This window comes from Kitasatospora sp. NPDC056076, from assembly GCF_042266305.1.
GTDB lineage: Bacteria > Actinomycetota > Actinomycetes > Streptomycetales > Streptomycetaceae > Kitasatospora.
In genome coordinates, this window is the sequence record NZ_JBHJWG010000020.1 from 84,990 (window position 1) to 106,859 (window position 21,870).

The 21,870-nt window shown below is 72.2% G+C and carries 18 protein-coding genes; 4 read left to right on the plus strand and 14 right to left on the minus strand.

Annotated features, from left to right (window positions below):
• Positions 1–155 precede the first annotated feature (155 nt).
• Genes ruvX through ACFC1T_RS18940 form a run of 4 tightly spaced genes read right to left on the minus strand, consistent with a single transcriptional unit; the run spans position 156 to position 4,219 of the window.
• A complete protein-coding gene (gene ruvX, locus ACFC1T_RS18925) occupies positions 156–635 on the minus strand; it encodes a Holliday junction resolvase RuvX (protein WP_375889980.1) in 480 nt (159 codons plus the stop codon).
• The gene (gene alaS, locus ACFC1T_RS18930; protein ID WP_375889982.1) at positions 635–3,304 is read right to left on the minus strand and encodes an alanine--tRNA ligase; all 2,670 of its coding nucleotides are present in this window, start codon (positions 3,302–3,304) and stop codon (positions 635–637) included. Before alaS ends, ruvX begins: the two co-directional genes overlap by 1 nt.
• Complete coding sequence (locus tag ACFC1T_RS18935; RefSeq protein ID WP_375889983.1) at positions 3,304–3,735, minus strand: DUF6167 family protein; 432 nt, start codon at positions 3,733–3,735, stop codon at positions 3,304–3,306. The genes alaS and ACFC1T_RS18935 overlap by 1 nt, the downstream gene beginning before the upstream one ends.
• A 4-nt stretch (positions 3,736–3,739) precedes the next feature.
• On the minus strand, positions 3,740–4,219 hold the full coding sequence (locus tag ACFC1T_RS18940) for a DUF948 domain-containing protein (protein ID WP_375889985.1): 480 nt from the start codon (positions 4,217–4,219) through the stop codon (positions 3,740–3,742).
• A gap of 218 nt (positions 4,220–4,437) precedes the next feature.
• Between ACFC1T_RS18940 and ACFC1T_RS18945 the strand changes: the two genes are divergently transcribed.
• Together ACFC1T_RS18945 and ACFC1T_RS18950 are read left to right on the plus strand one after the other, a co-directional pair.
• On the plus strand, positions 4,438–6,657 hold the full coding sequence (locus ACFC1T_RS18945; RefSeq protein ID WP_375889986.1) for an AAA family ATPase: 2,220 nt from the start codon (positions 4,438–4,440) through the stop codon (positions 6,655–6,657).
• Between the two features lie 48 nt (positions 6,658–6,705).
• Complete coding sequence (locus ACFC1T_RS18950) at positions 6,706–7,023, plus strand: tetratricopeptide repeat protein (RefSeq protein ID WP_375889988.1); 318 nt, start codon at positions 6,706–6,708, stop codon at positions 7,021–7,023.
• Between the two features lie 125 nt (positions 7,024–7,148).
• On the opposite strand, the gene rpsD is transcribed toward ACFC1T_RS18950, so the two are convergent.
• From rpsD to ACFC1T_RS18985, 7 genes are all read right to left on the minus strand, one after another.
• On the minus strand, positions 7,149–7,763 hold the full coding sequence (rpsD, locus tag ACFC1T_RS18955) for a 30S ribosomal protein S4 (RefSeq protein ID WP_030240707.1): 615 nt from the start codon (positions 7,761–7,763) through the stop codon (positions 7,149–7,151).
• Between the two features lie 312 nt (positions 7,764–8,075).
• On the minus strand, positions 8,076–9,506 hold the full coding sequence (locus tag ACFC1T_RS18960) for a replication-associated recombination protein A (RefSeq protein ID WP_375889989.1): 1,431 nt from the start codon (positions 9,504–9,506) through the stop codon (positions 8,076–8,078).
• Positions 9,507–9,574: 68 nt separating this feature from the next.
• On the minus strand, positions 9,575–10,396 hold the full coding sequence (gene ppk2, locus ACFC1T_RS18965; RefSeq protein WP_375889991.1) for a polyphosphate kinase 2: 822 nt from the start codon (positions 10,394–10,396) through the stop codon (positions 9,575–9,577).
• 120 nt (positions 10,397–10,516) lie between these two features.
• Positions 10,517–11,035: a GNAT family N-acetyltransferase gene (locus ACFC1T_RS18970; protein ID WP_375889993.1), complete on the minus strand. Its 519-nt coding sequence runs from the start codon at positions 11,033–11,035 to the stop codon at positions 10,517–10,519.
• A 98-nt stretch (positions 11,036–11,133) separates the two neighbouring features.
• Positions 11,134–12,924 (minus strand): aspartate--tRNA ligase, encoded by a 1,791-nt coding sequence (gene aspS, locus ACFC1T_RS18975; RefSeq protein ID WP_375889994.1) that lies wholly within the window; start codon positions 12,922–12,924, stop codon positions 11,134–11,136.
• Positions 12,921–14,183, minus strand: coding sequence for a histidine--tRNA ligase (hisS, locus tag ACFC1T_RS18980; protein ID WP_375889996.1), 1,263 nt, complete (start codon positions 14,181–14,183; stop codon positions 12,921–12,923). Before hisS ends, aspS begins: the two co-directional genes overlap by 4 nt.
• Before the next feature lie 11 nt (positions 14,184–14,194).
• Positions 14,195–14,902 (minus strand): MBL fold metallo-hydrolase, encoded by a 708-nt coding sequence (locus ACFC1T_RS18985; protein WP_360230103.1) that lies wholly within the window; start codon positions 14,900–14,902, stop codon positions 14,195–14,197.
• Between the two features lie 238 nt (positions 14,903–15,140).
• Between ACFC1T_RS18985 and ACFC1T_RS18990 the strand changes: the two genes are divergently transcribed.
• Entirely contained in the window at positions 15,141–15,983 is an 843-nt protein-coding gene (locus ACFC1T_RS18990) for a peptidylprolyl isomerase (protein ID WP_375889998.1), read from the plus strand.
• Between the two features lie 265 nt (positions 15,984–16,248).
• Positions 16,249–17,478: a DUF349 domain-containing protein gene (locus ACFC1T_RS18995; RefSeq protein ID WP_375890000.1), complete on the plus strand. Its 1,230-nt coding sequence runs from the start codon at positions 16,249–16,251 to the stop codon at positions 17,476–17,478.
• A gap of 93 nt (positions 17,479–17,571) precedes the next feature.
• On the opposite strand, the gene ACFC1T_RS19000 is transcribed toward ACFC1T_RS18995, so the two are convergent.
• The 3 genes from ACFC1T_RS19000 to secF all read right to left on the minus strand — a co-directional run bounded on the left by ACFC1T_RS19000 (position 17,572) and on the right by secF (position 21,866).
• The gene (locus ACFC1T_RS19000; RefSeq protein WP_375890002.1) at positions 17,572–20,088 is read right to left on the minus strand and encodes a RelA/SpoT family protein; all 2,517 of its coding nucleotides are present in this window, start codon (positions 20,086–20,088) and stop codon (positions 17,572–17,574) included.
• A gap of 96 nt (positions 20,089–20,184) precedes the next feature.
• Entirely contained in the window at positions 20,185–20,736 is a 552-nt protein-coding gene (locus tag ACFC1T_RS19005) for an adenine phosphoribosyltransferase (RefSeq protein WP_375890004.1), read from the minus strand.
• Between the two features lie 29 nt (positions 20,737–20,765).
• Positions 20,766–21,866 (minus strand): protein translocase subunit SecF, encoded by a 1,101-nt coding sequence (gene secF / locus ACFC1T_RS19010; protein WP_375890006.1) that lies wholly within the window; start codon positions 21,864–21,866, stop codon positions 20,766–20,768.
• Between the last annotated feature and the right edge of the window lie 4 nt (positions 21,867–21,870).

The window sequence follows — 21,870 nt, forward strand, 5'->3', positions numbered from 1 at the left end:
CGGGGCCCCCGGGGGGCCCCCCACGCCCTCATACCCGCCCCCCCCCCCCGCTAATCCATCACCATCCCCCCCACCCCCACCCTAAACCCAACTAAGGGGGGGTCGGTGCGGACGTGTCCGCACGGACCCCTCTTCGGGACGTTAGAGCAGGCCGGTCAGCCGGTCGCCTCGACGCTCTCACCGGGCGGGCGTCCGCTCACCCGTTCGGACTCAAGGGCGGTCTGGAGGATCACCACCGCGGCGGCCTGGTCGACCACCGAGCGGCCCTTCTTCGCCTTGACCCCCGAGGCGCGCAGCCCGTGGGTCGCGGTGACGGTCGTCATCCGCTCGTCCACCAGCCGCACCGTCACCGGGTAGACCCGGTTGGCCAGCCGCGTGGCGTAGGCCCGGACCTTCTCCGCGGCCGGACCCTCCTTGCCGCTGAGCGAGCGCGGCAGCCCGACGATCACCTCGATCGCGTCGTACTCCTCGACGATCGCGGCGATCCTGGCCTGCGACTTCACCCCGGCCGGAACGGTCTCCACCGGTGTGGCGAGCACCCCGTCGGGGTCGCAGGACGCGACCCCGATCCGGGCGTCACCGACGTCGACGGCGATCCGCCGCCCACGCCGGAAGGGCCTCTCCTCCTGCTCCATCAGCTGGCGCGCTCCGCGACCAGGCCGCGCACCGCGGCGATCGCCTCGCCGACCGCGGCCGGGTTGGAGCCGCCGCCCTGGGCGACGTCGTCCTTGCCGCCACCGCCGCCGCCGAGGGTCTTGGCGGCGGTGCGGACCAGCTCGCCGGCCTTGATGCCGCGGCCGCGGGCGTCCTCGTTGGTGGCGATCACGGTCAGCGGGCGGTCGTTGGCCACCGTGAACGCGGCGACCACGGCCGGGCGGGCGCCCAGGCGGCCGCGCACGTCCAGGACCAGCTTGCGCAGCTCGTCCGCGCCCACGCCGTCGGCGACCTGCGCGGCGACCACGGCGATGCCGTGCACGTCCTCGGCCGAGTCGGCCAGGCCCGCCGCGGCGGCCAGCACCTTCTCGGCGCGGAAGCGCTCGATCTCCTTCTCGGCGTCCTTGAGCTTGGCGAGCATGCCCGAGATCTTCTCCGGCAGCTCCTCCGGGCGGCCCTTGACCAGCTCGGTGAGCTGGGCCACCACGGTGTGCTCGCGGGCCAGGAACTTGTACGCGTCGACGCCGACCAGCGCCTCGACGCGGCGCACGCCGGAGCCGATCGAGGACTCGCCGAGCAGCTTCACCAGGCCCAGCTGGGCGGTGTTGCCGACGTGGGTGCCGCCGCACAGCTCCTTGGAGAAGTCGCCGATCGAGACGACCCGCACCTCGTCGCCGTACTTCTCGCCGAACATCGCGATGGCGCCGGCCTTGCGGGCCTGGTCCATCGTCATGACCTCGGCGGTGACCTCCAGCTCGCGGCCCAGCACGTCGTTGATCTTCTGCTCGACGTCCACCAGCACGCTGCCCGGAACGGCGGCGGGCGAGCCGAAGTCGAAGCGGAAGCGGCCCGGGGCGTTCTCGGAGCCGGCCTGGGCGGCCGTCGGGCCGAGCGCGTCGCGCAGCGCCTGGTGGGTCAGGTGGGTGGCCGAGTGGGCGCGGGCGATCGCCCGGCGGCGGTCGATGTCGATCGTGGCGTACGCCGAGGCGCCGAGCACGACCTCGCCGAACAGCACGCCGCCCGAGTGGACGACGACGCCCGGGACGGGCTGCTGCACGTCGCGGATCTCGACGACCGCGCCGGACTCCAGCCGGATCCGGCCGTGGTCGGCGAGCTGGCCGCCGCCCTCGGCGTAGAACGGGGTGCGGTCGAGGATCAGCTCGACCTCGTCGCCCTCGGAGGCGGCCGGCGCCGGGACGCCGTCCACCAGCAGGCCGACGACGGTGGCCTCGCCCTCGGTCAGGCTGTAGCCGGTGAAGACGCTCGCGCCGGACTTGTCGGCGACCTCGCGGTACGCGGCGACGTCGGCGTGGCCCATCTTCTTCGCCTTGGCGTCCGCCTTGGCGCGGTCCCGCTGCTCCTGCATCAGACGGCGGAAGCCGGCCTCGTCGACCTGGAGGCCCTGCTCCTCGGCCATCTCCAGGGTGAGGTCGATCGGGAAGCCGTAGGTGTCGTGCAGCTTGAAGGCCTGGTCGCCGGAGAGCACCACGCCACCGGACTGCTTGGTCTCGGTGACCGCGACGTCCAGCAGGTTGGTGCCGGCCTTCAGGGTCTGCAGGAAGGCCGCCTCCTCGCCGACGACGACCGTCTCGATGCGCTTGCGGTCGCTCTCCAGGTCGGGGTACTGCGGCGCCATCGCCTTGATCGCGACGTCGATGAGCTCCTTGGCCACCGGCTCGGTGGCGCCCAGCAGGCGCATGTTGCGGATGGCGCGGCGCAGGATGCGGCGCAGCACGTAGCCGCGGCCCTCGTTGCCGGGGGTGACGCCGTCGCCGACCAGCATCAGCGCGGTGCGGATGTGGTCGGTGACCACGCGCAGCGAGACGTCCGACTTGTGGTCGGCGCCGTAGGTGTGGCCGGTGAGCTCGGCGGCGCGGTCGAGGATCATCCGGCTGGTGTCGATCTCGAAGAGGTTGTCGACGTCCTGCAGGATGGCGGCGAGGCGCTCCAGGCCGAGACCGGTGTCGATGTTCTTGCTCGGCAGGTCGCCGAGGATCTCGAAGCCGTCCTTGCCGTCGCCGTGGCCGCGCTCGTACTGCATGAAGACCAGGTTCCAGATCTCCAGGTAGCGCTCGCCGTTGACCGCCGGGCCGCCCTCCTCGCCGTACGCGGGGCCGCGGTCGTAGTTGATCTCCGAGCACGGGCCGCACGGGCCGGGGACGCCCATCGACCAGAAGTTGTCCTTCATGCCCAGGCGCTGGATGCGCTCGGAGGGCACGCCGATGACGTCGCGCCAGATCTGCTCGGCCTCGTCGTCGTCCTTGTAGACGGTGATCCAGAGCTTCTCCTTCTCCAGGCCGTAGCCACCGTCCGCGACGGGAGTGGTGAGCAGCTCCCAGGCGAACTTGATGGCTCCTTCCTTGAAGTAGTCACCGAAGGAGAAGTTGCCGCACATCTGGAAGAAGGAGCCGTGCCGGGTGGTCTTCCCGACCTCCTCGATGTCGAGGGTGCGCACGCACTTCTGGACGCTGGTGGCGCGCGAGAACTGCGGCTTGACCTCGCCCAGGAAGTAGGGCTTGAACGGCACCATGCCGGCGTTGACCAGCAGCAGGGTGGGGTCGTCGGCGACCAGGGACGCCGACGGAACGACGGTGTGGCCGCGCTCCTCGAAGAAGCGCAGCCAGCGGCGGCGGATCTCAGCCGACTCCATTAGTGGTCCTTCCGGTTCGTTCCGCCCCGCGGCAGGGCTCGGCGGGGCGTTTCTTCAATGGTCTGTGGGACGGTGCGGCCCCCGCCGTCGGGCAGGGCGCGGGCGGGGGGCAGGGCGGCGGCCGGGCGACCGGGCACCGCCGAGATAGCTCGGTACTGCGGCTCGCCCCGCAGCACCCGGCGGGTGCTGCGGGGCTCCGCCACGGCCGTGCCGTGCAGTCCGAGGTCGTCCTTGAGCTGCTCCTCGCGCTCGGCCATGCCGGAGCGCACGTCCTGGGCGAACTGCCTGGCCCGGTCGCCCAGGTGCAGCGCACCGCGCGCGGCGGTGCCGGAGAGACTGTCCGGGGTGAGCCGCTGCACAGCGCCGTTGGCCTTGTTCATGGCCCACACCGCGGCGCCGGCGCCGACCGCCATCCAGAAGATCCGTGCCATCCGGTCAGCCCCTCACCGCTCGCCGGACCCGGGAGAACAGGCCGCTCCTGGGCGCGGTCGCGGCGCGCACCTCGGCCCGGATCAGCCGGGCCAGCTCGTCGCGCTCGGCGGGCTGCACCGGCACGCTCGGCAGGGTGCCCTGCTGCTTGGCGACGGCCTTGCGGACGCCGTAGCTGAACGCGGCGACCTTCATGAGCGGTCCGCCCAGGGTGGCGGCCGCGGTGGAGGAGAGCGCCTTGGCGTTGGCGGCGGCGTCCTGGACGTTGGCGGTGATCTCGTCCACCCGGTCCAGCTGCTCGTTGGCGCTGCGCACCGCGGCACCGGCGTCGGCCAGCAGCGGGACGGCTTGTTCGGTGACCGCGGAGACCAGGACGGTGGCTTCCTTCAACACCCGGGAGAGTCGCACCAGCACCACCGCGAGCAGGGTGACCAGGACCGCCCAGAACACGGCGACGAGCAAGCCGGCCAGCTCTCCCACGGACACTTCTGCGCGCTCCCTCGCCTTGCGGTTCCCAACCGAACCCTATCGCGCCCGGGTCCGCTTTCCGGACCGGGTCACGGCCGTGGCCTCGCCCGGATGTGCGAACCGCGCGCGTAACCTACCGTCCGGTCACCTCGTTCAGCCAGGCGGGCCGTCGCCCGTACGGCCCGACGCACGTCCGGACCGCCGCGGTCCGGGCCGGGAACAACGGGGAGCAGCGCTTGGCCGGCGACTGGACAGCACAGCCCGCGGCGTGGCCGCGCGAGTCGGAGCCGGGCCGGCTGCCCGCCGAGGTGACGGGCTTCGTCGGGCGCGGGCGGGAACTGGCCGAGCTGGCGGACCTGCTCGCCGGGGCGCGGCTGGTGACGGTGACCGGGCCCGGCGGGGTCGGCAAGAGCCGGCTCGCGCTGCGGGCGGCCGACCGGGCGGCCGAGGCCTTCCCGGACGGCACCTGGCTGGTGGACGTGGCCCCGGTGCAGGACCCGCTGCTGCTCGGCCACGCCGTGCTGGAGGCGCTGCGGCTGACCGACGGCACCGCCCGGCCACCGTTGGACGTGCTGGGCGAGCACCTGGCGGGGCGCCGCCTGCTGCTGGTGCTGGACGGCTGCGAGCACCTGGTGGAGGCGTGCGCCGAGCTGACCGACGCGCTGCTGCGCGCGCTGCCCGGGCTGCGGGTGCTGGCCACCAGCCGCACCGCGCTGCGGGCCTCGGGCGAGCACCTGCTGACGCTGACCCCGCTGCCGGTCGACCCGCCGCAGGAGCGGCCGGACGCCCCGGCCCCGCTGCCGGACGCGGTGCGGCTGTTCGCCGACCGGGCGCGGGCCGTCCTGCCGTCCTTCGCGGTGACCGAGGCGAACGCGGAGGCGGTCGGCCTGCTCTGCCGTCGGCTCGACGGCATCCCGCTGGCCGTGGAGCTGGCCGCCGGGCGGCTGCGCGCGCTGTCGGTGGAGCAGATCACGGCCCGGCTGGACGACCGCTTCCGGCTGCTCACCGGCGGCTCCCGGACGGCCCTGCCCAGACACCAGACGCTGCGCACCACGATCGGCTGGAGTCACGAGCTCTGCACAGTGCAGGAACGTTTACTCTGGGCCCGCCTGTCGGTCTTCGCCGGCAGTTTCGACCTGGAGGCCACCGAGTACGTCTGCGCCGGCGAGGGCATCGAGCCCGAGGACGTGCTCGACCTGCTCGACGAACTCGTCGCCAAGTCGGTGGTACTGCGCGAGGACAGCGCCTTCGGCGTCCGCTTCCGCCTGCTGGACACCCTGCGCGAGTACGGCGGCCACTGGCTGCGCGCCGCCGGCGAGGAGCACCGGCTGCTGCGCCGCCACCGGGACTGGTACCTGGGCGTGGCCACCTGGGGCGAGGTCGAGTGGTTCGGCCCCCGGCAGGCCGAGACCGCCGAGCGCACCCTGCTCGCCCACGCCAACCTGCGCGCCGCGCTGGAGTTCTGCCTCGCCGAGCCCGGCGAGGAGCAGATCGCCCTGCTGCTGGCCGGCACCCTGTGGTTCTACTGGGTCGGCTGCGGCCACCTCGGCGAGGGCCGGCACTGGCTGGACCGCGCGCTCGCCCTGGACCGCGAGCCCACCGAGGTCCGGGCCAAGGCGCTCTGGGTGACCGGCTACATGGCCACCCTCCAGGGCGACCTCGGCGTCGCCCGCCCCGCCCTGGAGGAGTGCCGCCGCCAGGCCCTGGACACCGGCGACGACCGGGCCCTCGCCTACGCCGTCCACCGCCAGGGCTGCGCCGCCCTGATCGGTGACGACCCGGAGCGCGCCGCCGAGCTGTTCGAGGAGGCGCTCTGGCACTACCGGACCATCGGCGAGCTCAACAGCAACGTGGTGATGGCGATGGTCGAGCTGGGCCTCGCCTACCTGTTCCAGGGCGATCCGGACAGCGCCGAGCTCTGGTTCGGCCAGGCCCGCGAGGTGTGCGAGGAGCACGGCGAGCAGTGGGCGTACGGCTACGTGCTGTACGCGATGGCGTACTCGCACTTCCTGGACGGCGCCGTCCAGCCGGCCCGGGTGCTGGCCCGCGAGTGCGTCCGGCTGAACCACCGCTTCCACGACCTGCTCGGCATCGTGCTGGGGATCGACCTGCTGGCACTGCTGGAGACCGAGCCGCCCTCGCCGGGCGAGCCGGCCGCCCTGTGCGAGGCCCGGGTGCTGCAGGGCGCCGCGCACCGGATCTGGCGCGCGGTCGGCAACCCCTTCCTGGGGTCCCGCTCCTTCTTCGGCACCCACCAGGAGTGCGCCGAGCGCGCCCGGGCCGGGCTCACCGAGCAGGAGTACGAGGACTGCTACCTGGTGGGCGGGCGGCTGGACCTGGACGCCGCGGTCGGCCGGGCGCTCGGCGACGGGGGCGCGCCGGGCGGCCCGGAACCCGGCCCCGGACCCTGTTCGGTGCCGCCCGCGCCGGCCCCGGCGCCGGTGCGGAATAGCTGAAGCTTGCGGATTGCTTGAGGAGGCAAGGATCCACCCGGAAGGAGCACCATGGCCGTCCACGACGAGTACCGCCTCGCGAACTTCTACTTCGAGTCCAAGGCGTACAGCGACGCCGCCCGCATGCTGGAAGGCGTGCTGGCCGAGGAGCCGGCCAACCTCTCGGTCCGGCTGCTGCTGGCCCGCAGCTACTTCCACTCCGCCCAGCTCGGCCGCGCCGAGGCCGAACTGCGCCGGATCCTCGACCTCGACCCGGCCGAGGACTACGCCCGGCTGATGCTCGGCCGCACCCTGGAGCGCCAGGGCCGCGGCGAGGAGGCCCGCCCGCACCTGCGGCTGGCCGCCGCGATGACCGGCGCGGAGCTGTAGCCGGAGGGCCGACCGGCACCGGGAGACCGGAGGCCGACCGGCACCGGAAAAGGGACGAGCCCCCGCCGCCTCGAAAGGCGACGGGGGCTCGCTGCCGGTTCGGCGAACTGCGAACCGAGCGCGGGTCAGCGCGAGTAGTACTCGACGACCAGCTGCTCGTCACAGATCACCGGGACCTCCTTGCGCTGCGGCGCACGGTCCAGGCGGAAGGCCAGGGCCTTCAGGTTGACCTCGAGGTACTTCGGGGTCTGGCCCTCACCCGCGTAGCCACCCTCACGGGCGACCTGGAAGGGGACCTTCTCCTTGGAGCGCTCGCGGACGGTGACCACGAAGCCCGGCTTCATCTGGAACGACGGCTTGTTGACCTTGCCGCCGTTGACCTCGATGTGGCCGTGGACGACCATCTGGCGGGCCTGGTAGATGGTGCGGGCGATGCCCGAACGCAGGACCAGGGAGTCCAGACGGGTCTCCAGGTCGGCGACGAGCGCCTCACCGGTCTTGCCCTCGGCCTTCTTCGCGCGGTCGAACGCGCGGGCCATCTGCTTCTCGCTCAGGTCGTACTGGGCGCGCAGACGCTGCTTCTCGAGCAGACGGACCTTGTAGTCCGAGTTCTGCTTGCGACCACGGCCGTGCTGGCCGGGCGGGTACGGGCGGGCCTCGAAGTACTTGACGGACTTCGGGGTCAGCGGCACGCCGAGCGCACGCGCGATCTTGACCTTGGGACGCTTCTGGTTCGCCATGAACCAAACCTTCCTTGCTTACGAATACGGCTTTCACCAGGTGTTGACGGAGGTCGCATGTCGCGACCCGGAGATAACCCCGACGCCTGCGCGAAGGGATCAGCCGCTCTCCGGAGCCGGGCACATGAAGTGCTGGTCACACGGAGGGCCCGGAAAACCGGGCCGTCCGCGACACCGAAACGGTGCGCGACGCTCCTGGTGCGGGCCTCCCGGAGGAGGCCTACGGCCGATGTCCCGCTGGTGCGGCCGGTCGGTGGGGTCTCCCCCGCCGCCGTCCCGGGACTTGGCACTCCGACTGAGTATACCGGTGGATCACGCGCCCTTTTCCCCGGACGCCTCCCCGGCCTCCCCAGCCTTCCTCTCAGCCCTGTCCGCCTGCTTCTCGGCGCTCCGGCGCTCCCCCCGCAGCCGCCCGCGCGTCCAGTCCACGGTGTCCGCGTACCGCACCTCGCCGCCGCGCCGGTTCGGCCGGTAGTACTCCCGGCCGTGCACCGAGTCCGGCGCGTACTGCTGGGTGGCGATGCCCTCCGGCAGGTCGTGCGGGTACTGGTAGCCCTGGCCGTGCCCGAGCTTGCCCGCGCCGCCGTAGTGGGCGTCCCGCAGGTGCGGCGGGACGGCCCCGGCCAGCCCCTGCCGCACGTCCGCCAGCGCCGCGTCGATCGCCAGGTAGGCCGAGTTGGACTTGGGCGCCAGCGCCAGCGCGATCGCCGCCTGGGACAGGATGATCCGGGCCTCCGGGAAGCCGATCAGCGCCACCGCCTGGGCCGCCGCCACCGCCGTCTGCAGCGCCGTCGGGTCGGCCAGGCCGACATCCTCGCTGGCCGAGATCATCAGCCGCCGGGCGATGAACCGCGGGTCCTCCCCCGCCTCGATCATCCGGGCCAGGTAGTGCAGCGTGGCGTCCACGTCGCTGCCGCGGATCGACTTGATCAGCGCACTGGCCACGTCGTAGTGCTGGTCGCCGTCCTTGTCGTAGCGCACCGCCGCCTGGTTCACGGCGGTCTCGGTGGTGGCCAGCGAGATGCTCGGCTCGCCCTTCTCCAGCGCCGCCCCGGCCGCCGCCTCCAGCGTGGTCAGCGCCCGCCGGGCGTCCCCGCCGGCGAGCCGCACCAGGTGGTCCTCGGCCTCCGGGGTCAGCTCCAGCGCGCCCTCCAGGCCGCGCTCGTCCTCCACCGCCCGGCGCAGCAGCGCCCGGACGTCCTCGTCGGTGAGCGACTCCAGGGTGAGCAGCAGCGAACGGGACAGCAGCGGGGAGATCACCGAGAAGTACGGGTTCTCGGTGGTCGCCGCGATCAGGGTGACCCAGCGGTTCTCCACGGCGGGCAGCAGCGAGTCCTGCTGGGCCTTGGAGAAGCGGTGGATCTCGTCCAGGAACAGCACCGTCTCCCGGCCGGACATGCCGACCGCCCGCCGGGCGCCGTCGATCACCGCCCGGACCTCCTTGACCCCGGCGGTGATCGCGGAGAGCTCGACGAAGCGGCCCTCCACGGCCTGGCTGATCACGTGGGCCAGGGTGGTCTTGCCGGTGCCGGGCGGCCCCCAGAGGATCACCGAGCTGGTGGCGGCCGGCCCGCGGGAGCCCGCCACCAGCCGGCGCAGCGGCGAGCCCGGCTTCAGCAGCTGCCGCTGCCCGGCCACCTCGTCCAGGGTGCGCGGGCGCATCCGTACGGCCAGCGGGGCCCGGCCGGGCTCCCTGGCCTGGAGTTCCTCGGCGGCGGCGGTGAAGAGGTCCGGTTCGTCCACACCGGAAGCCTAGTTGAGCCCGCCGACAGGGCCGCCCCCGCGCGGTGCCGGCTACCGCGCGATGCCGGCTACCGCAGCCCGGCGGCGTGGTCCGGGACGTACTTCTGCAGGTCGCGCGGGGGCCGCTGGTAGCCGTGCGGGGCCGGGCGGGGCGGCAGCTCGATCCGCGGCGGAGCGACCTCGTGGTACGGGACGGTGGAGAGCAGGTGGGCGATCATGTTGATCCGGGCCCGCCGCTTGTCGTCGCTCTCCACCACGTGCCAGGGCGACTGCGGGATGTCGGTGTAGACGAACATCTCGTCCTTGGCCCGCGAGTAGTCCTCCCAGTGGGTGATCGACTCCACGTCCATCGGGGAGAGCTTCCAGCGCTTCATCGGGTCCTCCAGCCGGTCCCGGAACCGCTGCTCCTGCTCGGTGTCACTGACCGAGAACCAGTACTTGCGCAGCAGGATGCCCGCCTCGATCAGCATCTGCTCGAAGGTCGGGCACTGGTGCAGGAACTGCCAGTACTCCTCGTCGCTGCAGAAGCCCATCACCCGCTCGACCCCGGCCCGGTTGTACCAGCTGCGGTCGAACAGCACGATCTCCCCGGCCGCCGGGAGCTGTTCGACGTACCGCTGGAAGTACCACTGGGTCTTCTGCCGCTCGGTCGGGGTGGGCAGCGCCGCGACCCGGGCGATGCGCGGGTTCAGGTACTCCGTCACCCGCTTGATCGCCCCGCCCTTGCCGGCCGCGTCCCGCCCCTCGAAGACCACCACCAGGCGGGCGCCCTCGACCCGCACCCACTCCTGGAGCTTCACCAGCTCCTGCTGCAGCCGCAGCAGTTCCCGCTCGTACGGCTTCTTCGCCAGTCGTTCCGGCTTCGCGGTCCGCTGCTGCCCCTTGGCCACTCTCGGGTCCTCCGTCCGACTACTGCCGATGACCCTTCACCGTAGGCGCAGAACGGTGACCCCGCAGGTCGGACCGGAGGAAGGGGCGAACCGGATCGCGGGACGCCCCCGAGACGTCCGCTAGACCGCGACGAAGGGCTCCGGGTAGCGGCACAGCCCGCGCGGGTCGCCGTCGTACGCCGCCAGCGGCAGCACCTGGAAGTACGCCTCCGGCACCTCGAACGGGCCGGAGACCTCGTGCCGCCCGGCCGGGATGAAGCCGAACCGTCCGTAGTACCCGGGATCGCCGAGCACCACCACCAGCTTCTCCCCCGCCTCCTCGGCGGCCGCCAGCGCCGCCCGGACGACGAGTTCGCCGACGCCCCGGCGCTGCCACTCGGGCGCCACCGCCACCGGCGCGAGCGCCAGCGCGTCACCGGCCCCGCCGCCGTCACCGACCCGCAGCCGGGTCAGCAGGGCGTGGCCGATCACCAGCCCGCCGTCGTCGACCGCGACCAGCGACAGCCCGGGCAGCCAGGCCGGGTCGCGGCGCAGCGCATCCACCAGGTCCGCCTCGTCCGGCCCGGGGAACGCGGCCATGAGCACGCGCCTGGTCGCCGGGGCGTCCTGCGGACATTCGACTCTCGTGGTGACCTGCATCGAGTCAACCCTCCCTGTGTCACACCACGTTGTGGACCGGCCCCGGACGGTGGGTGGACCGTCCGGGGCCGTTGCAGGTTAGCGCGTATGACGAGGCGTCAGCTCTTGGGCTGCGCCTCGGGCTTGGCGTCCTCGCGGACCTTGGGCTGGGCGTCCACGCCGGCCTCGCGGCGCTGGGCCGGGGTGATCGGGGTCGGCGCGCCGGTCAGCGGGTCACCACCGGTGGACGTCTTCGGGAAGGCGATGACGTCGCGGATGGTGTCGTAGCCGCCGAGCAGCGTGACGATCCGGTCGAGGCCGAAGGCGACCCCGCCGTGCGGCGGCGGGCCGTAGTTGAAGGCGTCCAGCAGGAAGCCGAACTGCGAGGCCGCCTCCTCCTCGGACAGGCCGATCGCGTCGAACGCCCGCTTCTGGACGTCCCGCTGGTGGATACGGATCGAACCGCCGCCCAGCTCCGAGCCGTTGAGGACCAGGTCGTAGGCGTTGGACAGGGCCGCGCCCGGGTCGGTGTCGAAGGTGTCCAGCGACTCCGCGGTCGGGGCGGTGAACGGGTGGTGCACCGCGTGCCAGCCCTGGAACTGGCCCTTGTCGTCCTCGATCGGCTCGAACATCGGGAAGTCGACGACCCAGAGGAAGGCCCACTGGGACTCGTCGATCAGCTCGCAGCGGCGGCCGATCTCCAGGCGGGCGGCGCCGAGCAGCTCCTGCGAGGGGCGCTCCTTGCCGGCCGCGAAGAAGACCGCGTCGCCGTTCTTGGCGCCGGCCGCGGCGGCGAGGCCGGCCAGGTGCTCCGCGGAGAGGTTCTTGGCGACCGGGCCGCGCAGCTCGCCGGTCTCGCCGTCGATCAGCACGTAGGCGAGGCCCTTGGCGCCGCGCGCCTTGGCCCAGTCCTGCCAGGCGTCCAGCTGCTTGCGCGGCTGCGAGGCGCCGCCCGGCATGACCACGGCACCGACGTACGGGGCCTGGAAGACGCGGAACTCGGTGCCCTTGAAGTACTCGGTGAGGTCGGTGAGTTCCTGGCCGAAGCGGACGTCCGGCTTGTCGGAGCCGTAGCGGCCCATGGCGTCCGCGTAGGTCATCCGCGGCAGCGGGTTCGGGATCTCGTAGCCGTGGACCTCGCGCCAGATCGAGCCGACGATCTTCTCGCCGAGGGCCAGGATGTCCTCCTGGTCGACGAAGGAGGCCTCGATGTCCAGCTGGGTGAACTCCGGCTGGCGGTCGGCGCGGAAGTCCTCGTCGCGGAAGCAGCGGGCGATCTGGTAGTACCGCTCCATGCCGGCCACCATCAGCAGCTGCTTGAACAGCTGGGGCGACTGCGGCAGGGCGTACCAGTGGCCGGGCTGCAGGCGGACCGGGACGAGGAAGTCGCGGGCGCCCTCGGGGGTGGAGCGGGTGAGGTACGGCGTCTCGATGTCGAGGAAGTCGTTCTCCTCCATCACCCGGCGGATGATGTTGTTGACCTTCGAGCGCAGCCGCAGGCCCTTGGCCGGGCCCTCGCGGCGCAGGTCCAGGTAGCGGTAGCGCAGCCGGACCTCCTCGTTGACCGTGCCCGGCTCGTACTCGGCGACCGGGAACGGCAGCGGGGCGGCCTCGGAGAGCACCTCGATGTCGCTGACGACGACCTCGACCGCGCCGGTCGGGATGTCCGGGTTCTCGTTGCCCTCGGGGCGGACCCGGACGTCGCCGACGACCTTGACGCAGTACTCGGCGCGCAGGCCGTGCACCGAGTCGAGGTCGCGGACCACGATCTGCACGGTGCCGGAGGCGTCGCGCAGGTCGATGAAGGCGACGCCGCCGTGGTCGCGGCGGCGGGCGACCCAGCCGGCCAGGGTGACGGTGGTGCCTGCGTGCTCCGGGCGGAGCGTGCCCGCGTCGTGCGTGCGGATCACAGCTGCTTCTCCTTCAAGGTGGTGACGAGTGCGTCGAGGGCGACGGGGGACTGCTCGCCGGTGCTCATGTCCTTGAGCTGGACGACGCCCTCGGCGAGGTCCCGGTCACCGGCGATCAGGGCGAAGCGGGCGCCGGACCGGTCGGCGGACTTCATGGCGTTCTTGATGCTCTTGACGCCGAAGGCGAGGTCGGTGGCGACGCCGGCGCGGCGCAGCTCGACCACCTTGGCGAACAGCAGGTTCTTGGCCTCCTCGCCGAGCGCGACGGCGTAGACGGAGGTGGCGGGCGGCAGGTCGAGGGCGACGCCCTCGGCCTCCAGGGCCAGGTAGGTGCGGTCCACGCCGAGCGCCCAGCCGACGGACGGCAGTGCCGGGCCGCCGATCATCTCGGACAGGCCGTCGTAGCGGCCGCCGCCGCCGATCGCGGACTGGGCGCCGAGGCCGTTGTGCACGAACTCGAAGGTGGTGCGGGTGTAGTAGTCCAGGCCGCGGACCAGCTTCGGGTCGTCGACGAAGGCGACGCCGGCGGCGGTGAGCAGCTCGCGCACCTTCTCGTCGTACGCCTTGCACTCCTCGCACAGGAAGTCGCGCAGCATCGGCGCGCCGACCAGCTGCTCCTGCACCGACTCGCGCTTGTCGTCCAGCACGCGCAGCGGGTTGATCTCCGCACGGCGGCGGGTCTCCTCGTCCAGGTCCAGGCCGGAGAGGAACTCGATCAGGGCGGCGCGGTAGACCGGGCGGCACTGCTTGTCGCCGAGGCTGTTGAGCAGCAGCGAGTAGTCGCTCAGGCCCAGCGCGCGGAAGGCGTCGTCGGCCAGGATGATCAGCTCGGCGTCCAGCGCCGGGTCCTCGGCGCCGATCGCCTCCGCGCCGACCTGGGAGAACTGGCGGTAGCGGCCCTTCTGGGCGCGCTCGTAGCGGTAGTACGAGCCGGAGTACCAGAGCTTGACCGGCAGGTTGCCCTGCTTGTGCAGGTTGGCCTGGAGCGCGGCGCGCAGCACCGAGGCGGTGCCCTCGGGGCGCAGCGCGAGCTCGTCGCCGCCCTTGGTGGTGAGGGTGTACATCTCCTTGGAGACGATGTCGGTGGACTCGCCGACACCGCGGGAGAACAGCTTCACGTCCTCGAAGACCGGGGTCTCGACGTAGCCGTAACCGGCCCGGCGGGCGGGCGCGGCGATGCGCTCGCGGATCGCCAGGAAGGTCCCGGAGCTGGGGGGCAGCAGGTCGTAGGTGCCCTTGGGGGCGGTGAAGGTGCTCAACTTCTCTTCCGTCACATTCCTCGTCGCGGGAAAGCCGGGGCGCCGGCCGCCCCCGCTGCCTGTCGGAGGTAGGGGTTGGTGGCGCGCTCGCGGCCGATGGTGGTCTGACCGCCGTGGCCGGAGAGGACCACGGTGGAGTCGTCGAGGGGCAGGCACACCCGGGCCAGCGAGCGCATGATCGCTTCGCCGTCCCCGCCCGGGAGGTCGGTACGCCCGATGGAGCCGGCGAACAGCAGGTCGCCCGAGAACAGCACCGGGGGGAGGTCCTCGGCACCGGGCGTCCGGAAGGTCACCGACCCCCCGGTATGGCCCGGGGCGTGGTCCACGGTGAGCCGCAGGCCGGCCAGCTCCAGCACGCTGCCGTCGGTGAGCTCGCGCACGTCGTCGGGCTCGCCGACGGTGAGCTCGCCCATCAACTGGGTGCCCAGGGAGCGGCCGAGCGCCTTCTCCGGGTCGGACATCATGTACCGGTCCTCGGGGTGGATCCAGGCCGGGACGCCGCGGGCGCCGCAGACCGGGACCACCGAGGCGACGTGGTCGATGTGGCCGTGGGTGAGCAGGACGGCGACGGGCTTGAGCCGGTGCTCACGGATGAGCTCCTCGACGCCCTGCGCGGCCTGGTGCCCGGGGTCGACGATGACGCACTCCTCGCCCGCCGCCGGCGCGACCAGGTAGCAGTTGGTGCCCCAGGCTCCAGCGGGGAATCCGGCGATGAACACGCGCGTCCTTCGGGTGGGTGCGGCGGTGGGCTGCGGTGGCTACCAGTAGTGATGACGTAAGGGAAGCCTACCGGCGGTCCGGGTCCGGTTGCGAACCAGATAGGCGGTGGCGGGCCGGGGCCATGACAGGTTCACCGCGTCCTTACGGGCCCGGTCCCTACACTTGGCCGCCGATGGGTGCGATGATCCGCTCCGGAACCCATCCACTTTTCCCGCACATGCTCAGGAGACACGGCCGGTGGTCAGCAGCGAACAGCGGCGGCGGCAGCTCGCCCGCGAGAAGTACGAGCGCCAGACGCAGCGCCGGGCCGAGGCGGCCTCCGCCCGGCGGCGCCGCAACACGATCCTGGGCGCCTCGCTCGCGGTGGTGGTGCTGGCCGGCGGCGGCGGGCTCTTCGCCGGCGGCGCGTTCAGCTCCGACAAGGACAAGGGCACCTCGGCCGCCGCCACCCCGCAGGCCGCGCCGAGCCAGAGCGACCCGGCCCAGGCCGACCCGGCCGCCACCCCGACCCGCAAGCCGGTCGAGGGCTGCGCCGCCCCGGCGGCGGGCTCGCCCAACGGCAAGCAGTTCAAGGCCGAGCCGGCCATGTCGATCGACAAGGGTGCCTCGTACACCATGTCGCTGGACAGCAACTGCGGCAAGGTCACCGTCACGCTGGACGCGGCCAAGGCCCCGCACACCGTGAACTCGTTCAACTTCCTGGCGGGCGAGCAGTACTTCGACCACACCAAGTGCCACCGGCTCACCACCGACGGCATCTTCGTGCTCCAGTGCGGCGACCCGACCGCCAAGGGTTCGGGCGGCCCCGGCTACCAGTTCGCGGACGAGAACCTGACCGGCGCGACCTACCCGGCGGGCACCGTGGCGATGGCCAACGCGGGCCCGGGCACCAACGGCAGCCAGTTCTTCCTGGTCTACAAGGACACCCAGCTGCCGCCGAACTACACCCCGTTCGGCAAGATCACCGGCGGCCTGGACGTGGTCCAGAAGATCGCCGCCGCGGGCACCCTGGAGGGCGCCGGCGACGGCCACCCGATGGCCGACGTCACCCTCAACTCGGTTACGGTGTCCAAGGGTTGACCGAACCCGGGACCACCGGCGGCGGGCGCGCGCAGCGCCCCCCGCCCGGTCCCGGACCGAAATCGCCCGGCCCGGATGCGGACAGCACCGGTCCTGGTCGCCTATGTTGGCGTTGTATAGGGTGCCCGGACCCGCCTAGCCGTCACCCTCGGCAGCAAGGCACGGCGGACGGGGACGGCGGACTCATCGGTCCGCCGCACATCAACTGTGGACGACGGTCGTGCGCCGCCCCGGAGCGGGCGCGACGTCATGTGGAGGACGCGCTATGAGCAGCGACCCGTGGGGCCGTGTGGACGAGCAGGGCACGGTGTACGTCAGGACGGCGGACGGCGAACGCGTCGTGGGTTCCTGGCAGGCCGGCTCGCCCGAGGAGGCCCTCGCCTACTTCGAGCGCAAGTACCAGGGCATCGAGGTGGAGATCGGCCTGCTGGAGAAGCGGGTGCGCACCACCGACCTGGCCGCCAAGGACGCCCAGACCGCGCTGGAGCACCTCCGCGCCCAGGTCACCGAGGGACACGCGGTCGGCGACCTGGACGCGCTGGCCAAGCGCCTGGACACGCTCACCGGTGAGATCGAGAGCCGGCGGGAGGAGCGCAAGGCCGCCCGCGCCAAGGCCCAGGACGAGACCCGCACCGCCAAGGAGGCGCTGGTCTCCGAGGCCGAGCAGCTCGCCGAGTCCACCCAGTGGCGGGAGGCCGGGGACCGGCTGCGCGCCCTGGTGGACACCTGGAAGGGCCTGCCGCGGCTGGACCGCAAGAGCGACGACGAGCTGTGGCACCGCTTCTCGCACGCCCGCTCGGTCTTCTCCAAGCACCGCAAGGCGCACTTCGCCACCCTGGACGCCGAGCGCGAGCACGCCCGGCAGACCAAGGAGGCGCTGGTCTCCGAGGCCGAGGCGCTCTCCTCGTCCAGCGACTGGGGCAGCACCGCGGCCGCCTACCGCGACCTGATGGCGCGCTGGAAGTCCGCCGGCCGGGCGCAGCGGGACGTCGAGGACGAGCTGTGGGCGCGGTTCCGCGGCGCCCAGGACGTGTTCTTCCAGGCCCGTTCCGCGGTGTTCAGCGAGCGCGACGCCGAGCAGGTGGAGAACCAGAAGCTCAAGGAGGCGCTGGCCACCGAGGCCGAGGCGATCCTGCCGATCACCGACCTCAAGGCCGCCAAGGCCGCGCTGCGCGAGGTCAACGAGCGCTGGGAGGCCATCGGCCACGTCCCGCGCGACATCCGTCCGAAGCTGGACGGCCGGCTGAACGCGGTCGAGCGGGCCATCCGCGAGGCCGAGGACAGCGAGTGGAAGCGCTCCAACCCGGAGGCCAAGGCCCGCGCGGCCGGCATGGTGGGCCTGTTCGAGGCGAAGGCCGACAAGCTCCGGGCCGACCTGGACAAGGCCCGCTCGGCGGGCAACGCCGGCAAGGTCGCCAAGCTGGAGGCCGAGCTCTCCGGTGTGGAGACCCTGCTGGAGCAGGCCCACCGGAGCCAGGAGGAGTTCAGCGGCTGATTCCGGCCCGCTGAGCCCGCTCAGCGCACTTGAGTGCACTGCACGAGGAAGGCCCCCGGGGAGCTCCCCGGGGGCCTTCCTCGTGCGCTGCGGCTACTTGCGGGCCGAGGTGACCCGGTAGACGTCGTACACGCCCTCGACGCCGCGGACCGCCTTGAGCACGTGGCCCAGGTGCTTCGGGTCGCCCATCTCGAAGGTGAAGCGGCTCATCGCCACCCGGTCCCGGGAGGTCTGGACCGCCGCCGACAGGATGTTGACGTGCTGGTCGGAGAGCACCCGGGTGACGTCCGAGAGCAGCCGGGAGCGGTCCAGCGCCTCGACCTGGATGGCCACCAGGAAGACCGAGGACTGGGTCGCCGCCCACTCGACGTCGATCATCCGCTCGGGCTGCTGGCTCAGCGACTCCACGTTGACGCAGTCGGCGCGGTGCACCGAGACGCCGTTGCCGCGGGTGACGAAGCCGACGATCGGGTCGCCCGGCACCGGGGTGCAGCAGCGGGACAGCTTGACCCAGACGTCCTCGACGCCCTTGACGATCACGCCGGGGTCGCCCTTGGCCCGGCGGCGCACGGCCCGCCGGTTGTCGTGGGTCGGCGTGGCCGTCTCGGCGAGGTCCTCGGTGGCCCCCTCCTCGCCGCCGAGCGCCTGGACCAGCTTCTGGACGATGTTCTGCGCGGCGACGTGCCCCTCGCCGATGGCGGCGTAGAGCGAGGAGATGTCGGGGTAGCGCATCTCGTGGGCCAGGGTGACCAGCGAGTCGCCGGTCAGGATCCGCTGGATCGGCAGGCCCTGCTTGCGCATCGCCCGGACGATCGCCTCCTTGCCGTGCTCGATCGCCTCCTCGCGGCGCTCCTTGGAGAACCAGGCGCGGATCTTGTTGCGGGCGCGCGGGGACTTGACGAAGCCCAGCCAGTCCCGGGAGGGTCCGGCGTTCTCCGCCTTGGAGGTGAACACCTCGACGGCGTCGCCGTTCTCCAGGGTCGACTCCAGCGGCACCAGACGGCCGTTGACCCGGGCCCCTATGGTCCGGTAGCCGACCTCGGTGTGCACCGCGAAGGCGAAGTCGACCGGGGTCGAGCCGGCCGGCAGGGCTATCACGTCACCCTTGGGGGTGAAGACGAAGACCTCGTTGCTGGCCAGGTCGAAGCGCAGCGACTCCAGGAACTCGCCCGGGTCGGCGGTCTCCTTCTGCCAGTCCAGCAGCTGTCGCAGCCAGGCCATCTCGTTGACGGCACCGGCCTTGTCGTCCTTGCGGACCTGGGTCGGGGTGTCGGTGCGGATCTTGGAGGCCCCGGCGACGGCGCGCTGCTTGTACTTCCAGTGCGCGGCGATGCCGTACTCGGCCCGCCGGTGCATGTCGAAGGTGCGGATCTGGAGTTCGACGGGCTTGCCGCCCGGGCCGATCACCGTGGTGTGCAGCGACTGGTACATGTTGAACTTGGGCATCGCGATGTAGTCCTTGAACCGCCCCGGCACCGGGTTCCACCGCGCGTGGATGGTGCCCAGCGCCGCGTAGCAGTCGCGGACGGTGTCGACCAGGACCCGGATGCCCACCAGGTCGTAGATCTCGGCGAAGTCCCGGCCCCGGACGATCATCTTCTGGTAGACCGAGTAGTAGTGCTTCGGCCGGCCGGTGACGGAGGCGGTGATCCGGGCGCCGCGCAGGTCCGCCTGGACCTGGTCGATGACGGTCGCCAGGTACTCGTCCCGCTTGGGGGCGCGCTCGGCGACCAGCCGGACGATCTCGTCGTACATCTTGGGGTAGAGGATCGCGAAGGCGAGGTCCTCCAGCTCCCACTTGATGGTGTTCATGCCCAGCCGGTGCGCCAGCGGGGCGTAGATCTCCAGCGTCTCGCGGGCCTTCTTCTCCTGCTTCTCCCGCTTGAGGTAGCGCATGGTGCGCATGTTGTGCAGGCGGTCGGCGAGCTTGATCACCAGGACCCGGGGGTCCTTGGCCATCGCCACGACCATCTTGCGGACGGTCTCGGCCTGCGCGGCCTCGCCGAACTTGACCCGGTCCAGCTTGGTGACGCCGTCGACCAGCAGGGCCACCGAGTCGCCGAAGTCCTTGCGCAGGGTCTCCAGGCCGTAGTCGGTGTCCTCGACGGTGTCGTGCAGCAGCCCCGCCATCAGGGTCGCGGCGTCCATGCCGAGCTCGGCCAGGATGGTCGCGACCGCCAGCGGGTGGGTGATGTACGGGTCGCCGCTCTTGCGCTTCTGCCCGCGGTGCCACTTCTCGGCGACGGCGTAGGCGCGCTCGATGTCGCGCAGCAGCGCCGGGTCGGCCTTGGGGTCGTTCGCCCGGATCGAGCGGAACAGCGGCTCCAGGACGGGGTTGAGCACGCTGGAGCGCTGGCCGCCGAGGCGGGCCAGCCGGGCGCGCATCCCGCCGCCGCTGCCGGAGCCGCGGCCGAGCGGGGCGAGCTGGCGCGAGGAGGCCGGCGCCGGGCGTGCCGGGGTGGCCCCCGAGGGCGTGGGGTGGTTCTCGGGGGCGGCCGCTGCGGCCGTGGGCACAACCTCGTCGGGCAAGGACACTCCTCGGGGCACCGGGGCCGACCCCCGCCGAGGCCCGTGCGGTCCGGGCACTACCGGGAGGGGATGAATCTTCATGGTACCGAGCCGGGCGGCCCGGTGTTCATCGGGCCGGGCCCGGAAACGGAAGGACGGCGGTCGGATGATCCGACCGCCGTCCTTCCGTCCTGCCCCTCAGACCGTGACCAGCGTCTCCAGCGGGGCGTCGCCCAGGTGCCCGGCCAGCCGCTCGCGGCCGTCCAGGAAGCCCAGCTCCATCAGCACCACGACGCCCGCCAGCTCGGCGCCGGCCTCCTTCACCAGGTCCAGCGAGGCACCGATGGTGCCACCGGTGGCCAGCACGTCGTCCACCACCAGCACCCGCTCACCGGGCGTGAAGGCGTCGCACTGCACCTCCAGCGTCGCCGAGCCGTACTCCAGCTCGTACGAGCGCCGGAACACCTCGCCGGGCAGCTTCCCGGCCTTGCGGACCGGCACGAAGCCGAGCCCGGCCGCGAAGGCCGCCGGAGCCGCCAGCACGAAGCCTCGCGCCTCCAGGCCCACCACCTTGGTCGCCCCGAGCTCCAGCGCCCGGTCCGCCAGCGCCCGGGTGAGGGCGCCGAAGGCCTCGGCGTCGGCGAGCAGCGGCGCGATGTCCTTGAACAGCACACCCGGCTTCGGGTAGTCCGGGACGTCCCGGATCCGGCTGTTCAGCAGCTCGGCCAGTGCGGTGTCGGCGGTGGTCACGGTGTTCTGTCCTCAGGGTCGGGTGCGGTTCAGCGCTTGGTGGACGGACGGCCCTTGGCACGGGTGGCGCCGGCCGACCGGCCGCGCTGACCGACCATACCCGCAGGCTCGTCGTCCTCCGGGCCCTCGTCGGTCGCCGTCGCGTCGGCGCCCTCGCCCTTGGCCGCCGCGGCGGCCCGGTGCTGCAGGACGCGCTTGCGCAGCGCCTTCATCTCCGGCTGCTCCTCCTTGAGCTGCGCCAGCAGCGGGGTGGCGACGCAGATCGAGGAGTAGGCACCGGCCGCGAGGCCGATGAACAGCGCGAGCGAGATGTCGTTCAGGGTGCCGGCGCCCAGCAGGCCGCCACCGATGAACAGCAGCGCGGCGACCGGCAGCAGCGCCACCACGGTGGTGTTGAGCGAGCGCACCAGGGTCTGGTTGAGGCCCGCGTTGGCCGCCTCGCTGTAGGTGAGCTTGTTCTGCTTGGTGATCCCCTTGGCGTTCTCCTTCACGGTGTCGAAGACGACGACCGTGTCGTAGAGCGAGTACCCGAGGATGGTCAGGAAGCCGATCACCGTACCGGGGGTGACCTCGAAGCCCACCAGGGCGTAGACGCCGATGGTGATCAGGAGGTCGTGGATGAGGGCGACCAGGGCGGCCACCGCCATCCGCCACTCGAAGGCGATCGCCAGGTAGACCGTCACCAGGACCATGAAGACGACCAGGCCGGTGAGCGCCTTGTTGGAGATCTGCTTGCCCCAGCTGGGGCCGATCACCTGGGCCTCGACGGTGTCCAGCGGCACGCCGAGCTTCTGCGAGAGCTGCGAACGGATCTCGTCCGAGCTCTTCGTCTCGTCGCTGCTGACCTGGATGCGGATCTTGTTGCTGTCCGTCGACTGCACCAGCGGGTGCGAGGAGACGATCCCGTCGGCGGTGTCCTGGGCCTGGGAGACCGACAGGCCCGGCTTGGTCACGGTGTAGACCGAGCCGCCCTTGAACTCGATGCCCAGGTGCAGGCCCATCGCCAGGCCGATCGCCGCGATCAGCACGATCACGCCGGAGATCGAGTACCAGAGCTTGCGGCGCCCGACGAAGTCGAAGCTGACCTCGCCCTGGTAGAGCCGGTGGCCCAGATTGGAGAAGCGCGACACGGTG

Excerpts from the sequence above, each read along its gene's own strand:
- ruvX (WP_375889980.1), bottom strand. The coding sequence starts at position 635 with ATGGAGCAGGAGGAGAGGCCCTTCCGGCGTGGGCGGCGGATCGCCGTC.
- alaS (WP_375889982.1), bottom strand. The coding sequence starts at position 3,304 with ATGGAGTCGGCTGAGATCCGCCGCCGCTGGCTGCGCTTCTTCGAGGAG.
- ACFC1T_RS18935 (WP_375889983.1), bottom strand. The coding sequence starts at position 3,735 with ATGGCACGGATCTTCTGGATGGCGGTCGGCGCCGGCGCCGCGGTGTGG.
- ACFC1T_RS18950 (WP_375889988.1), top strand. The coding sequence starts at position 6,706 with ATGGCCGTCCACGACGAGTACCGCCTCGCGAACTTCTACTTCGAGTCC.
- rpsD (WP_030240707.1), bottom strand. The coding sequence starts at position 7,763 with ATGGCGAACCAGAAGCGTCCCAAGGTCAAGATCGCGCGTGCGCTCGGC.
- ACFC1T_RS18970 (WP_375889993.1), bottom strand. The coding sequence starts at position 11,035 with ATGCAGGTCACCACGAGAGTCGAATGTCCGCAGGACGCCCCGGCGACC.
- ACFC1T_RS18995 (WP_375890000.1), top strand. The coding sequence starts at position 16,249 with ATGAGCAGCGACCCGTGGGGCCGTGTGGACGAGCAGGGCACGGTGTAC.
- ACFC1T_RS19000 (WP_375890002.1), bottom strand. The coding sequence starts at position 20,088 with ATGAAGATTCATCCCCTCCCGGTAGTGCCCGGACCGCACGGGCCTCGG.